A 14,978-nucleotide genomic window follows, 5' to 3' on the forward strand; every position below is an offset into this window, starting at 1 on the left:
ATTTCAATACCTTAAATATACTAATTTTTCTGCTTTTTTGTATCATAAATTTATTTATTCTTAGCCCGAACTCACGTTAAATAGAACACGTGTTGTCATCATTCAGAAAAAAACACGGAAGATTTTGAAGTACTTTATCTTGATCTTCATCAACCCTCAGAAATTTAGATTCAAAATCCGACTGTTTCATCCGAAGGTGTTTTGAAATTCTCTCAATATCTTTCTCCGTATAAAGAGGACCGGTAGTTTTACAACAATTGGCGCATTGAAGGCAGTCGACTTTCTCGAAAACTTCGTCATGAACTTCCTGAACAATATAATCCAGATTTTTGGGTGGTTTCTTTTTTAAACCTTCTAAGAACTTCTTGTGTTCTTTCTGCTTCTGTGAAGCTTGTATTTTATACTGCTCTAGGTTCATTATTGTTTTTCAATTCAGAAAGAGGAATCTCTGCTTTCTGATAAATATTAAGTTTGTCTAAATCTAAAATTGTTGACTCATTGTCTTTGTCAGGATAAAACATCGGGATAAATTTAGCCCCGTAAATAATTTCATCCGAAACATAAGAAGTTCTCTGAACCACAGTATCTGAAAACACCTCATCAAATGCACGAACATGAACAATAATTTCGATATCCGTATTTTTAAAATCATCCGAAGAAAACCCGAAAAACGGTGATTTTTCGTCAATTTTATGAACAATCGTCCAGTTTAAAGCAAGGGTATTAATCTTACTGAGTTCTGTTTCCAGAATATAAAAATTGCTTTTTGTTGTACCGTTTTCTGTAATTTCAATAGCAGCAGAAAGGGTAACATCCGCATCCGTCAAAGCATTATTTTTAAATGGAGCCAGCCTGAACATCAATGCAGAAACACCCTGAAAAGGTGCTACAACAGCGATGTCAGAAAACCTCAGATAAGCTCTTGGTCTGGAAAATCTTCCGTAAAACAATCCGGTTGCAATGGCAAAGGTAAGCAAACCAAGAAAAGCCTCAAATGTAGCGACAAGACTTGCCGTAAATCCTACAGGAGCAATTCTTCCGTAGCCAACCGTTGTAAAGGTTTGTGAACTGAAGAAAAATACATCTACAAACTCATTCAGTGGAGTGCTTTTATCAATTCCCGTAAGATGCTCTACTCCAATTAAATAATATATGAAGGCAAAGATCAGATTGATCAGAACATACATCATAATCAGATAAGAAATAAACTGAAATGAAGAAAGATTCAGCATCGTATGATACCAGCTCAGACTGTTGAATACATTCACACCACGCCTTTTCACATTAGGAAAACCGTTTTTATTGATAAACCTTCCTGAAGAAGTAGCACCGAAACCGCTGTTTTCTGTATTTTTCTGAACAATTTTTTTCCCGAAACCTCTTGCCATTTTATATCATTTGTTTTTAATCGTACTGTATCAATCTGCAAAGATAAAATAATGTTTTTATGAAATTTATCAATCCTGAAATCATATTTCATATTTTATTTTAGCCTAAATTTGATAGATGAAAAAGCTCGAATCAAGAGAAGATATAGAATTGCTGGTTAATTCTTTTTACGCAAAAGTTATTAAGGATGAAACGATTGCATTTTTCTTTACCGACATCGTAAAAGTAAACTGGGATCTTCATCTTCCAAAAATGTACTCTTTCTGGGAAACTATTTTATTTGGGCAAATGAGCTATAAAGGAAATCCTATGGCTGTACATTTCCCTGTCAATGAAATTGCTGCAATGGAAAAAAGACACTTCGAACAGTGGCTGAAACTTTGGAAAGAAACCATTTCAGAAAATTTTCATGGTGAAAATGCGTCCATGGCAATCACCAAATCTGAAAATATTGCCAAACTGATGTCTTATAAAATGGAAATGGCAAGAAAAATTTAATCAAAAATATTTACGGCACAATTACGGTAAAAATATAGGCTGCCAGATTGACCAGCAATACTGTTCCGTAAAGAATATTGGTTTTTCCCCGGCTCAGAGAGAGCATTACGATAAAAACAGATAAAGTAAGCAGAATAATATCTTTTTTATCTAAACCTAAGACCAAAGGGATATCAAACATAATGCTTACCGCAGAAATAGCAGGAATACTGAGACCGATACTCGCTAAAGCCGAACCCAATGCCAAATTTAAACTTGCCTGAAACTGATTGTTTCTTGCTGCACGAATTGCCGCTAAACTTTCAGGAAGAAGAACAACCCCTGCAATTATGACTCCAACCAGCGATTTCGGTGCTCCTACACTCTGCACAAGATCTTCAATCGTTTTGGAAAGACCTTTCGCCATAAGAACAACAACAATCAGGCAGATTACCAAAAATAAAAAGCTTATTATTGTCTGAGATCTTGTCGGAACATAATACTCCTGCGCAACAGAATCTGCAGGTACAAAATAGCTTCTGTGTCTCACCGTCTGAACCATCAGAAAAACTCCGTAAATAGCGAGACAGGCAAAGGAAACAAAAATTAATTGTGCTGTATTGTAAAATGGTCCGTTAACGCTGGAAGTAAAGTTGGGTAATATTAAGGTGATGACAAGAATAGAAACAATACAAACCAGATAAGTAGTCGCAGAAGTACGTGCAAAAAACTGCTCAACATACTTTACGCCGCCTACCAACATACAAATTCCCAGAATACCATTAAGGATAAGCATTACCGCAGCAAAAATCGTATCTCTTGCCAATGTAATCGCTTGTGCACCACCTGCAACCATTAAAGAAACAATGAGGGCGACTTCAATAATGGTAATACACAGCGCCAGAATAATCGTACCATACGGCTCTCCCACTTTGTGCGCAACAACTTCTGCATGATGTACCGCAGACAGCACACTGCCGGTAAGTAAAATCCCGGCAACAATATCATATCCTGCACCCATACCAAGAAATCCGGAAAGGTAATAAATCACGGAAAGAATCGGAAAAACAAATGTATAATGTAAAATTTCTTTCAATTTCATAGGTTCTCTAAAATACAAAATTTTCGATCAATAATGAATTATCAATGGCAATTTATATTGAATATTAATGGCACCACCATTCAAAATCCTGAAAATCAGTAAACATGTGAAAAAGAAGTCCTATAGCAATAATCCGGAGGTTTCCTTTGAAAAACAACAACAAAAAATAAACCGCGATTGCGTAGTAAGAATGCAAAAAATGAAATCCTATACTTGCCCGGTTCGGATCAAAGACCGGATCTGCAAAAAGATGGTCCAAATCTACAAGCATTGTCGCCAATAGAATAAAATAAACCCTCTTCCACCTGCTTCGGTAAAACACAAAAGCAATGACAGCAGGAAACCCCAAATGTAAAAAATAGTGAGTGAAATTTTTGAGTAAAACTATTTCAGGCGGGCACATCTTTATTATTGAAGGATTAAAGGAAGTTTTTCGTCTTTCAGCTTCAATTTAAGAAAAAAATCCTGTCCTTTATTCCCATAAAAGAAATATTCAATGTCTTTTAGAAACTGAAAATCGTTCAATCCTTTAGAAAAAGAAAACAGCAGCGGATTATTTTTAATTAAAATAAAATTTTGTCCTTTTTTCTGACTGTGTAAATTCTGTTCTGTAACAGACTTTATCACAAGGCTATTATCAGACTGATACACTTTATTAGGCTGAAAAGGAATACCGGTAAACTCATTTTTATCATTGATCAAGTTTCCTGATTTAAAATATTTCAATGTTTTTGCAGGATCCTGCGTTTCTAACTGAATCATGTAATCCGGCTGCACAATTTCCTGATAACTGATCTTTTCGATTTCATTAAAATCATCATCGTATCCGTAGCTTATTATCGTATCCTTTACTTGCTTTAGTTTTGCATTCATTTTCAGATAATTAACTTCAGATAAATCTTTAAAGAAGTCCGGTAAAACTTTATCAAAACCCTTGATATTCTCTTTATCTAATTCCGCATTGATAAAAAGATCTTCTTTACTGAGCTGCGAAATAAAAGATGTATAACTTTCAGAATTTGAGGGGTTTTTAATTTCAATTACATGATCTTTTAATTCAATTGAAAAATTACGGGTTCTTGTTCCGGAAATAAAAGACAGGCTTCCGGTTCCTTTTTCCATAAAATGATCTGCATTCAGCTTTTTATCTCTATATATACCTTTAAGCGGCTTACCGATCTTTTCAAAACTTTGACCGAAAATTCCTGCGAAACATTTCTGATTTTCAATTTTAATATAAAACTGGTTTTTTATATACAGATTTTGTCCTGATTTTTTAAAATTATATTCTTTCAGAAAAGCTGAAAGTTTTTGGGCATTTTCAATCTCAAAAACAGTGTACCATTCAGTAAGTTTAGAGTTTTTAAGATGAAAGATCTGCAAAAAATCAGGAATTTTTAAACCTGCATTAAAAACCGATCTTTTTTTCTCGCTGTCACTGTTTTTATCAAACCATTGAGAGGGATGAGCAATGAATGCTGAAAGATATTGTCTTGTGAGTTTCTTTTTGTCAATCAGAATTACTGCATCCGCATTTTCCGGAATAAAATTCAGGTTTTTATCTTTGTGATACAACAGAAAATAAATTCCGGCTGAGAACAAAAACAATGCTGCAAAAGCAATAATTCTGCGTTTCATTATAAAGTCTGTGATGGTTTTTCTTCCTCAGAAATTTTGTACAGCTCATCAAATAGATCAAAGAAATACATCAGGCTGTTTTCTGAAGAATTTTTGATGTTATAGTTGATTTCTGTCTGAATACTGTCATTTTTTACTTCAGTTTTAAAATAAAGCTCGCCCATATTTTTTCTTACTGCGTTGAGCATTTTTCTATCAGAAACAGTTTTGAATTCTTTATCAAGACCCATCATCAATTTCTGAATATCCAGTCTTCCTGACAAAGGATATTTCACCGAATCTTTCATCCATTTTTTAGAAATATCTGACTGATTCTGCTGGTTCAGAGTATTTTTGGATGTCGTAAAATAGACAATTCCGTCTTTTACAGTAAAAAATAACTGATCTATATATCCGTTGCTGTTTTTTTCATCTTTAAACACATAAAAATCTCCGTCTTTGGTAATTTTTTTTGCCAGATCTTTATTATTGGTGATTACATTAAATATTCTGTTCCAGTATTTTTCGTTTTCTGTAGCGAAAGCAAAAGTGAAATCAGGAACAACAATATCTTTGGTTTTCTTTACCTCTTTTTCGTTATAATCTTCGTCATAAGTATAATCTGTATATTCTACATTTTTCGTTTTAAGCTCATTCACTACAAAAATTCCGTTTCCGGGAGCAATTTTAGCAATTGCTTCTTCGTCCAGAACAATTTTCATGGTTTCCATTACAAGCTGTATTTCTTTTTGATATTCTTCGTCTCCGGAATTCTGCATCAGATCATACATCAGATCAAAATATTTATATCCATTGATATTCATCACATAATAGCCTACACTTTTGTCATTGATAAGAGAAGCCAGTTTTTTGTTTTTCTTTCCTCTGTAAACGTCAGAAATACTTTTGCGTAATTCTGTATTTTTATTCTGATGATTGTTGACAATGCGTACCTTATCCTGATCAAAATACAGATTGTACGCAGAATTGGATCTGGAAAGCTTCCCTAAAGTATTCATAAAGCCAAAACTTTTAGGCATATTTCCGTACACAATATCGTATACAATTTTTTCGTAATCTGCATATACAAATGCGTCTGAATTGGCATCTCTGAAGCTGAGCATATTTTTATCAACCTCCAGCTCAAGATTTGAACTGAAGTATTGGTCAAAATCATCTTCTGCAAACTTTTTTACGATTTTAAATTTTGCTATACTGATCGAATCCATTCGTTTCTGAAATGCTGAATCTATTTCAAAAGCATCATCTTCGTAATAATCTTCCTGAGAAAGAGGCGGTGCAATTTCCGCTTCATCGTTTTTATAATTGGTATCTGCTGTTTCTTTTTTTTCTTCGGGATATTTATGGTGTTTTTCAAGATATTTTATATCCTTCTGAAGTTTCAGGATTTCAGCATTATTTTCTTTAATGCTTTCTTTAAGGTATTTTATATCATCCTTCAGATATTTGATCTCTTCTTTATAGTCAAAAGGTTTTTCTGCTTCAGCATAGGCACTGTCTATAACAGTTACCGCACTGTCAACGACAACCGATGCGCTATCTGCTGCATATTCATCATTCCAGATATTTTTTTCTCTGTTATGATACCTGATGAATTTCAAAACAGCTTTTTTATCATTCCATGCCACAAAAATATTGTCTTCTATATCCACGTAAGAATAGTTGCTTTTGTGGCTGACTTCTAAACCATTCTTTTTTACCGAATTGATAAACTCCTGAAACTTCAATTTGTTGTCTAAAGTGACATGTGTTGTGTAGGACTGCACAGAATCGTTAATTACTGCATAATGATACTGCGGTGTATCATATTTTATCCCTGTTTTTGAATAATCATTCCAGGAAAACTGTTTATTTTCTTTTTTATTAATTTCTTTTAGAATAGGATTGAATTTATCCCAGTTAATTTTTTTATTGAGCTGCTTCCCGTTGATTTCCATATAAAAAACGGCATCCTGCGGTAGTTTTGCACTTTTTTGCGCTATAATATAGCTGAAACTCAAAACAAAAAGTAAAGTTTGTATTTTTATAACAAGAGATTTCATGGTAAGATATTATTGTAAAAGAATTGTATTTTGAATTTGTTTTTTCTGAAAGATAAAATCCAGAATTTTTCCTTCCTGTTTCAGAGCCTTTTTGTTGGGAGACATTTGATAAGATGGGTTAGACTGCGATTGTATGCTGCTTTCAAACTGTAAAATCGAAATATATTTAGCATCGGTAAAAACTTCTTGATCGGCTTTACTCAGCTGCTCATATTCCTTTTTAAAAGTTCTGACTTTGTTTTTGGAAAAAGTTTTTTTGGCTGAATTATGGCTGTAAATCTGTGTAGGAACCATTTTACCCAAAATATTTTTAGCTTTAAGCTGTGCAAGCCCTACATTGATATCTTCAATTTTTCTGAAATTGCAGCTAAGCTTGATGATGTAATTGTCAAAATCCAGAGTAGTTTTCACATTTGAAATTCCCGGAGTTGTCCTGAAAATTTTGGCTGCTTCATTTATTTTGGCTTCAATTTCAGATTTTTTCGGAACTTTTTTACCATTGATGGTTTCCATTTTCGAAATAGAAGCCAACCTTGTTTTGCTTTTGCTCGCATTCAGAATAAGAGAATATTCCCCGCTACCATCAGCTTTTAGATTTACTTTATCCAAAATATCAAAACAACTGGTCAAAAGAAAAAGGGGAATCAGCAGAACAAACTGCTTTACATTGATTTTCATTAATTTATTTTAAGATTCAAACTTAGTATTTTTATGTTGTATCTAACGGTGATGAAGGTTATTTTTCAATTAAATTCTTCCTTTCAGGTAATCCTGCCGAAGATTTTCAGCTAATTTTTCAATCGCATACCGTAAGCAGGTTCTCGGCATTTCCCGATAATGCTGATTAAGAAAACCGATGAGTTCTGCCTGACTTTTATTGCCCATTTCTCTTAAAAGCCAGCCATTTGCTTTGTGCATCAGATCATGAGGGTAATGCAGATTCTGCTGTACAAATTCTTTAGTCAGTTCAAAAAAACCTTTCTTGATGTGATACATTGTTCCTACCACCGCCATCCGTTTGTGCCACATAATCTCTGATGAAGACAATTTACGGAGAATTTTTTCTTCCTCATTTTCAAAAGCATATCTTCCCAGAATTTTGTAGCAGCTTGTATCTACCAAATCCCAATTGTTGATATACTGTAAATGATTTAAATAAAAATCTACTATTGCCTGTTTTACCGATTGCTCTTTTGATTTTTCAAATTGATAAACCAATATAATTAAAGCAGTCAGACGATGCTCATGATAAGGTGAGGAAAGTAGTTTACTTAACTCTTTTAAAGTTGTTTTAGAATAAAACTCTTTTGCTACTTTTCGCTGGTCGGGGACAGTAACTCCCAAAAACAAATCACCTTCTCCATATTCTCCTTTCCCGGTTTTAAAAAATTTAGGGAAAAATTCAGCCTTTTCAGGAATCGCTAAATCTGCAAGTGCAGTTTTAATTTCATCAATAATATTCATCTGAATAATAATTAATTAGTAATTTTCATCTAAAGCAATACTTTCCCGATCCTGATCTTCCTTTTCAATTTGTTTAGGATTGGCTACTTTAACAATAGTAAGTCCCTGAACAACAATTGAAAAAACCACTACACAATAAGTAATGCTTAAAATAATATTACTATATTCTCCTTTTGGTATCGACATTGCCAAAGCTATAGAAACGCCACCTCGAATTCCACCCCAAAACAATACTTTAATCGTTTGAGGGCTGAATCTGTTATGCAAAGACATAAATCTCGTAGGAGCCCAAATAGAAACAAATCTGGCAGCCAACACCACACCAATTCCCAACAGACCTGCAATGATGTAATGATTCAAATCTTTAATCATCAATAATTCAAAACCTATAAAAAGGAAAAGTACTGCGTTGAGAATCTCGTCAATCAATTCCCAAAATTTGATCAGATAATCCTGAGTAACAGATTTCATTTTGAAATTTACATTAAAATTGCCCATAAACAATCCCGCAGCAACCATCGTAAGTGGTCCCGAAATATGCAGATGTCTTGCAACGAGATAACCGCCCATGACAACAGCCAATGTGACCAAAACCGAAATAATATAATCATCAACTTCGCGCATCAGTCTTGAAGTAATGTAGCCTAATACAACTCCTAAAAGCAATCCTCCACCAGCTTCTTTTATCAGAAGCATCGTAATACTTTCTATTCCCAAATCTACTTCTCTTCCTATTGCCAACTGCAGAACTACCGTAAAAACCACGACTGCCATACCATCATTAAATAAAGACTCTCCGGCAACCTTTGTTTCCAAAGATTTTGAAACTTTTGCCTGTTTCAAAACACTTAAAACTGCTACCGGATCTGTCGGCGAGATAAGCGCACCGAAGAGAAGGCAATAAATAAATGGCATGTTGATTCCCAGAAAAGGCAAGAGGTAAAACATACCGAACCCGACAATAAAAGTAGAAATTACAACTCCTGCGGTAGAAAATATCAATACAGGACGGAATTGTTCTTTCAAATCGTTGATATTAATATGAATACCACCTGCAAAAAGAAGGAAATTCAGCATCGCACCCATCAACACCTCGGTGAAATCAATGCTGTTCATCAGATTATTGAGATGATTAAATGTTTTTGGTAAAAAACTCTGTCCGAAAACAACCAGAATGATAGAAACTATAATGGCAATCACCATAATTCCGATTGTGCTGGGAAGTTTCAGGAAGCGGTAATTAATATAGGCAAAAATAGAAGCGAGTACAATAAGTACTGAAAATGAATAATATAATTCCAAATTATGTTTGTTGTTATTGCTTTAGTTTAAAAAATCTAAATAAAGAATTTTAATGTGAACTTTAAGATCATCCTTCGACCATACATCAATCACGGAATCTTTATGCGTTACGGAATTCCGCTTAAAATCCTGTCCGATGTTTAAAACATTGAGAAGAATATATTCGTCACCCACCGAATTGACCACGAAAGCTGTTTTTTCAGATTTTCCGTCTCCGGAACCTTTAATGGCTTCGGTAAGCAGCCTTAACTGATTCAGATGATGCACAAAGTTACTGCCGTCTTTCAAAGAATCATAGGCTCTCAGCAAAATAAGAATTACATCCAGGTTAGAAGGGTCTTTGCCATAGAGAACCTTTCCAAGCTCAACACATTTCTGAAAATCTCCCGTTTTGAAGGCATCTGCAAGTTTTGCAAATTCATCATCTGTAGAAGAAACTTTATTTTTGATGAAATTTCTGCCGTAATATAGATGCTGCGCTTCAATACTGTCCAAAGATTTAGGATATCCTTTGAATTTAAAAATCAGTTTTTCATAGCCGTAGCCAGATTTTGGATTGCTGATATTTTTCTCAATCTGTTTTAAATTAAGATCAGTAAACTGAGCGATTCCCAACAGAGGAATGATAAGAAAAATGAATAAAAATTTACATTTCATCAATTCTTATTTTCGTTTTCTTCTTCGTCATTATCAAAGAATTCGAAAAGGAAATCATTGTAAGGAAATCTAGAAATATGAATCTTCATCACCTCATCATAGACCAATTTTTTCATTTCCGGGAAATTTTCTTTCGTTAATGCCGAAATGAATACTGTTGGATGTTTTGATTTTGCCATCCAAGTATTTTTCCATTCTTCCAGAGATACGTTTTTTCTGGAACCCGGAGTAAGATCGTCTTCATCTTTCTTTTCGTAACTGAAATCATCAATCTTATTAAAAACCATGATCATCGGCTTTTGATGAGCATTAATTTCCATCAGAATCTGATTAACAGACTCAATATGATCTTCAAAGCTTTCGTGTGAAATATCCACCACATGAACCAAAAGATCAGCTTCACGCACCTCATCCAAAGTAGATTTGAATGATTCTACCAGCTGAGTCGGAAGTTTACGGATAAAACCCACCGTATCTGTCAGCAAAAAAGGCAGGTTTCCAATAACAACCTTTCTTACGGTAGTATCAAGTGTGGCAAATAATTTATTCTCAGCAAAAACTTCCGATTTAGCCAATGCGTTCATCAAAGTAGATTTTCCTACATTGGTGTATCCTACCAAAGCAACACGTACCACTTTTCCGCGGTTGTTTCTTTGTGTCGCCATTTGCTTGTCGATGGTTTTCAGTTTATCTTTCAGCAAAGTAATTCTGTCACGAATGATCCTTCTGTCGGTTTCAATTTCAGTTTCACCCGGACCACGCATTCCGATTCCCCCTTTCTGTCTTTCAAGGTGGGTCCACATTCTGGTCAATCTTGGGAGAAGATATTGATATTGTGCCAGTTCCACCTGAGTTCTTGCATAAGAAGTCTGCGCTCTCTGTGCAAAAATATCCAGAATGAGATTGGTGCGGTCTAAGATCTTAACCTCCATTTCTCTTTCAAGATTCTTAAGCTGCGAAGGTGAAAGTTCGTCATCAAAAATGACTGTTCCGATCTCATTTTCTTTTACATATTCTTTGATCTCCTGTACTTTTCCGCTTCCAACAAAAGTTTTGGAGTCAGGCTGCGTTAATTTTTGAGTAAAACGACGGTCGACACTTGCTCCTGCCGTGAAAGCAAGAAACTCCAGTTCATCCATATATTCAATCAGTTTATCTTCATCCTGCTGTTGAGTTACAACGCCTACCAAAACTGATTTTTCGTAATTGTGCTGTTTTTTTTCTAACATTAAAATCTGTCTGTTTTATGAGTTTCACAAGATAATATTTTTTGTAATCAAATACAAATTATAATTCACATCTTGTGATAAAAATTAAATTAAAACACTTATGAGGAGTTAAAATAAACATTCAAGATTATTCATTTTGAATCATATTGAAATTTTTAACGCAAATATCTTTAATTGCTCTTATTTTTTAATCTACAAAGGCGTTAATATATTGTGCATATTCAAACAATCAGTCCCAATCTGCAGCTATGAACTTCACTTTATTTCCTTTTTCGTCATATAGAGTTAAAAAATGACCTTCAATCACAAAGTTTTGCATTTTTTCAAAATCTCTGGAAAATTGTGACTCCAGCTCCATTTTTTCACAAGCCATCAGTGTACTGCCCAATCCTGAAATTTCAATTCTTTTTTTTGATTTAATTTCAGCATTAAAAAACATCCTGTTACAGCCCATAAAGGCAGTTCCGGCGATCTTATTTGCATCCGAAATTTTTGTGAAATTGATTTCAGCTTTACTGTTCGTTAATTCTTCTTTAGAAAAATCTTTATATGAAACCAGCATCCACTGTCGGTGAATATTTTGTTCCGTAACCTTTACCGATGCACAGTTTAAGCATAAACCAAAGCATAAAAACATTATAAATATTGGGAAAATTCTCTTCATAATGATGAAATACCCATTTTCGTACCATTTAAACCTGAAATACAGTAAAAATTAGTAAATTAGCCCCACAAAAATTTTTTAATAAAATGAAAAGAATATTCTTACTATTCACTTTCTTATTGAGTTTTGCTCAAATGAGGGCAGACGAAGGGATGTGGCTAATGATGCTCATCAAGAGATTAAATGGCGTTGATATGCAGAAAGAAGGTTTGCATTTGACCCCTGAAGAAATCTACTCTGTAAATAATTCCAGCTTAAAAGATGCTATTGTAAGCTTTGGTGGTTTTTGTACCGGAGAAATCGTTTCAGACAGAGGATTGATTTTCACCAATCACCACTGCGGTTACGGAGCCGTTGCTGCTGCATCTACACCGGAGAAAGATTACCTGAAAAATGGTTTCTGGGCAATGAAAGACAAAGATGAATTTAATGCAAAAGATCTTTATGTAAGATTTTTGGTAAGAATGGATGATGCTACACAGAGAATCAATTCCAAACTGAATAACGATATGACCTCTGCTCAGAGAAAAGCTGTGATTGATGCTGAAACAAAAGCAATTCAGACAGAAAATTCTGAAAACGGAAAATATACAGTTGTTGTAAGAGATTTCTTTAACGGAAACGAATTTTACTATTTCGTTTATCAGGACTATAAAGACATCAGATTAGTAGGAGCACCGCCTTCATCCATCGGGAAATTCGGAGGTGATACAGACAACTGGGAATGGCCGAGACATACAGGAGATTTTACAGTATTCAGAGTATACGCAGATGCTGCAGGAAATCCTTCCGAATACAAACCTACAAATGTTCCTTTGAAGCCTAAACATTATTTGCCGGTTTCTCTAAAAGGAGTAAAGCCAGGAGATTTTGCCATGATTTTAGGATATCCCGGAAGAACCAATCGTTATTTAACGTCTTACGGAATTCAGCAGATGGTAACAAAAGACTATCCGGCTTGGGTAGAAGGCTCTAAAATGGCAATGGATGTAATGAAGAAGTATATGGACAAAGACAAAGCTACTCAGCTTAACTATGCTTCTCAATATGCAAGTGTAGCCAACTACTGGAAAAACAGACAGGGAACTATAGATGCCGTAAACAAGAATGGAACTATTCAGGAAAAACAAAGTCTTGAAAAAATTTACGCAAATTGGGCATTGCTTCCAGGTAACGAAATGTATGATGGTGTTCTGGAAAATATCAGAGAATATTACAAACAGGTTTCTGACAGAAATGTAGAAAGAATGTATTCTTCATTGCTAACAAGAAATGCTAAATATATTTCTATTGCTTATCAAATGTCATCAATGCTGGATTCTTATGCAAAACAGGATTTGGCGGGAAGATTGGCTATGAAACCAAAATTGGAAGAGGCTGTAAAAACCACTTATGAAAACATCAACACGGAGCTGGAAGGCGAAATGCTGAATTCTATGGTTAATCTTTATCAGACAAGAGTAAATAAAGATGTGGCGTCTAAAACTTTGATGGAACTTAATGCAAACACTCTTTCAAATGTTGCATTCTCTTCTATTTTTGCCAACAAAACATCAGTAAGCAATTTTATCGCAAATCCTGACCGTTTAAAACTGGATGCGGATCCTTTGCTTAAAATTGCAAGAGGAATAGGAACAGATCAAAAATATTACAGTGATAAATATGCTTTGGTTGATGATTTCTTTGCTAAAAACAACCGTTTATTCTTAGATGGACTGAGAAAAGCTCAGCCTGAGAAAAAATTCTATCCGGATGCAAACTCAACAATGAGATTAACTTACGGATCTGTAGACACTCTTCCGATGAGAGACGACAGAGATTACCACGGTATCACAGAAAACTATTATACTGATATGAATGGTCTTGTGGCAAAATATAAAGCCGGAGACGAAGAATTTGATCTTCCGCAAAGACTTATTGCCCTTCACAATGCAAAAGACTATGGTCAGTATGCTGATAAAGCAGGATATATGCCTGTAAACTTCCTTTCAAACAATGATATTACTGGCGGTAACTCTGGTTCACCGGTCATTGACGGAGACGGAAACCTTATCGGAATTGCTTTCGATGGTAACAGCGAAGCGTTGAGCGGAGATATTGTTTTTGAAAAAGAATGGCAGAAAACCATCAATGTTGACATCCGTTTTGTACTTTGGACAATGGATAAATTTGCAGGTGCAAGAAGATTAGTAGACGAATTGAAATTGGTAAAAGATGAAAATACTCCTGCTGATACAGGTGCATCTAAAATCAAAACAGCTGCTCCGGCAAAAAAGAAAAAGAAATAATTTTTCCTAAATAATATTTAAAACCGCGGAATTTTATTCTGCGGTTTTTTGTTTGATAAACATTAACTCCAATCAGCGAATTTTTTATTTTCTGTTATCTAAATATTTCTTTATTGCTTCACCCCTGTTTCTTACCTGCAATTTTTCATAAATACTTTGAGCAATTTTCTTTATGGCATCAATTGATAAAAATAATTTGTCTGCAATTTCCTTATTTAAAAGTCCGTTTGAGATATGATTCAAAACCTCCAACTCACGGGGAGTAAGAGTGTTGATTTCTAAAATACTGTTTCTGTCATTTTCAGTCTTGAAATAATCAACTATTTTTTTCGCGATAGAAGATGTTATCGGCGCCCCTCCTTCCTGGATAAGCAGAATCTTTTCTGTTATTTTTTCTAAAGAATCTCTTTTCAGCAAATATCCATCTGCTCCTGCTTTCAGTGAATTAAAGACATTATCATCATCTTCCAAAACAGTCAAAATAATTAATTTTGTTTCGGGATAATTTTTTTTTATGATAGAAACGGCTTCTACACCGGACATCCCGGGAAGATTGATATCCATCAAAACAATTTCCGGAAGAATGTAAGGAAAATCTTTAATTAAAGATTCTGCATTAGAAAACATTCCGACAATATCAAACTCTTCGCTTTCAAGAAGCAATAATTTTAAAGATTGATAAAACAAGTTGTTATCTTCTACAAAGGCAATTTTAATTTTCATTTT

Annotated in this window: 14 protein-coding genes and 1 pseudogene; 2 read left to right on the forward strand and 13 right to left on the reverse strand. The window is 34.4% G+C overall.

Annotated elements, in window-relative coordinates; genetic code table 11:
• Positions 1–79: 79 nt before the first annotated feature.
• Together AC0NBN_RS04745 and AC0NBN_RS04750 are read right to left on the reverse strand one after the other, a co-directional pair.
• A pseudogene (locus tag AC0NBN_RS04745) lies at positions 80–418 on the reverse strand (YkgJ family cysteine cluster protein); the annotation flags it as partial.
• The gene (locus tag AC0NBN_RS04750; RefSeq protein WP_160813439.1) at positions 399–1,388 is read right to left on the reverse strand and encodes an ion channel; all 990 of its coding nucleotides are present in this window, start codon (positions 1,386–1,388) and stop codon (positions 399–401) included. The gene AC0NBN_RS04750 and the pseudogene AC0NBN_RS04745, both read right to left, overlap by 20 nt.
• Positions 1,389–1,506: 118 nt before the next feature.
• Here AC0NBN_RS04750 and AC0NBN_RS04755 point away from each other — a divergent pair, with 118 nt between their 5' ends.
• Entirely contained in the window at positions 1,507–1,887 is a 381-nt protein-coding gene (locus AC0NBN_RS04755) for a group III truncated hemoglobin (RefSeq protein WP_143882907.1), read from the forward strand.
• Positions 1,888–1,897: 10 nt separating this feature from the next.
• Here AC0NBN_RS04755 and AC0NBN_RS04760 read toward each other — a convergent pair whose 3' ends face one another.
• The 10 genes from AC0NBN_RS04760 to AC0NBN_RS04805 all read right to left on the reverse strand — a co-directional run bounded on the left by AC0NBN_RS04760 (position 1,898) and on the right by AC0NBN_RS04805 (position 11,964).
• Complete coding sequence (locus AC0NBN_RS04760) at positions 1,898–2,968, reverse strand: calcium:cation antiporter (RefSeq protein ID WP_143882908.1); 1,071 nt, start codon at positions 2,966–2,968, stop codon at positions 1,898–1,900.
• A 64-nt stretch (positions 2,969–3,032) separates the two neighbouring features.
• A complete protein-coding gene (locus tag AC0NBN_RS04765; RefSeq protein ID WP_143882909.1) occupies positions 3,033–3,371 on the reverse strand; it encodes a DUF6122 family protein in 339 nt (112 codons plus the stop codon).
• 5 nt (positions 3,372–3,376) lie between these two features.
• Positions 3,377–4,606: a hypothetical protein gene (locus AC0NBN_RS04770; RefSeq protein WP_160813440.1), complete on the reverse strand. Its 1,230-nt coding sequence runs from the start codon at positions 4,604–4,606 to the stop codon at positions 3,377–3,379.
• Positions 4,606–6,648 (reverse strand): coiled-coil domain-containing protein, encoded by a 2,043-nt coding sequence (locus AC0NBN_RS04775; protein WP_160813442.1) that lies wholly within the window; start codon positions 6,646–6,648, stop codon positions 4,606–4,608. Before AC0NBN_RS04775 ends, AC0NBN_RS04770 begins: the two co-directional genes overlap by 1 nt.
• A gap of 9 nt (positions 6,649–6,657) precedes the next feature.
• Complete coding sequence (locus AC0NBN_RS04780; RefSeq protein ID WP_160813443.1) at positions 6,658–7,326, reverse strand: hypothetical protein; 669 nt, start codon at positions 7,324–7,326, stop codon at positions 6,658–6,660.
• A gap of 69 nt (positions 7,327–7,395) precedes the next feature.
• A complete protein-coding gene (locus AC0NBN_RS04785) occupies positions 7,396–8,112 on the reverse strand; it encodes a DNA alkylation repair protein (RefSeq protein WP_160813445.1) in 717 nt (238 codons plus the stop codon).
• A gap of 15 nt (positions 8,113–8,127) precedes the next feature.
• On the reverse strand, positions 8,128–9,414 hold the full coding sequence (locus tag AC0NBN_RS04790; protein WP_160813447.1) for a cation:proton antiporter: 1,287 nt from the start codon (positions 9,412–9,414) through the stop codon (positions 8,128–8,130).
• A 21-nt stretch (positions 9,415–9,435) separates the two neighbouring features.
• Positions 9,436–10,071: a DUF4919 domain-containing protein gene (locus AC0NBN_RS04795; RefSeq protein ID WP_160813449.1), complete on the reverse strand. Its 636-nt coding sequence runs from the start codon at positions 10,069–10,071 to the stop codon at positions 9,436–9,438.
• Positions 10,071–11,300 carry a GTPase HflX gene (hflX, locus tag AC0NBN_RS04800; protein ID WP_160813451.1) on the reverse strand — a complete coding sequence of 410 codons (1,230 nt, stop codon included), beginning with the start codon at positions 11,298–11,300 and terminating at the stop codon, positions 10,071–10,073. Before hflX ends, AC0NBN_RS04795 begins: the two co-directional genes overlap by 1 nt.
• Before the next feature lie 229 nt (positions 11,301–11,529).
• A complete protein-coding gene (locus AC0NBN_RS04805) occupies positions 11,530–11,964 on the reverse strand; it encodes an META domain-containing protein (protein WP_160813453.1) in 435 nt (144 codons plus the stop codon).
• A gap of 86 nt (positions 11,965–12,050) precedes the next feature.
• On the opposite strand from AC0NBN_RS04805, the gene AC0NBN_RS04810 reads away from it, so the two are divergent.
• Positions 12,051–14,252, forward strand: a complete 2,202-nt coding sequence (locus tag AC0NBN_RS04810) for a S46 family peptidase (RefSeq protein ID WP_160813455.1) — start codon at positions 12,051–12,053, stop codon at positions 14,250–14,252.
• Positions 14,253–14,336: 84 nt separating this feature from the next.
• Here AC0NBN_RS04810 and AC0NBN_RS04815 read toward each other — a convergent pair whose 3' ends face one another.
• Positions 14,337–14,975, reverse strand: coding sequence for a response regulator transcription factor (locus AC0NBN_RS04815; protein ID WP_160813457.1), 639 nt, complete (start codon positions 14,973–14,975; stop codon positions 14,337–14,339).
• Positions 14,976–14,978: the final 3 nt, after the last annotated feature.

It is taken from the genome of Chryseobacterium sp. L12 (assembly GCF_056133985.1).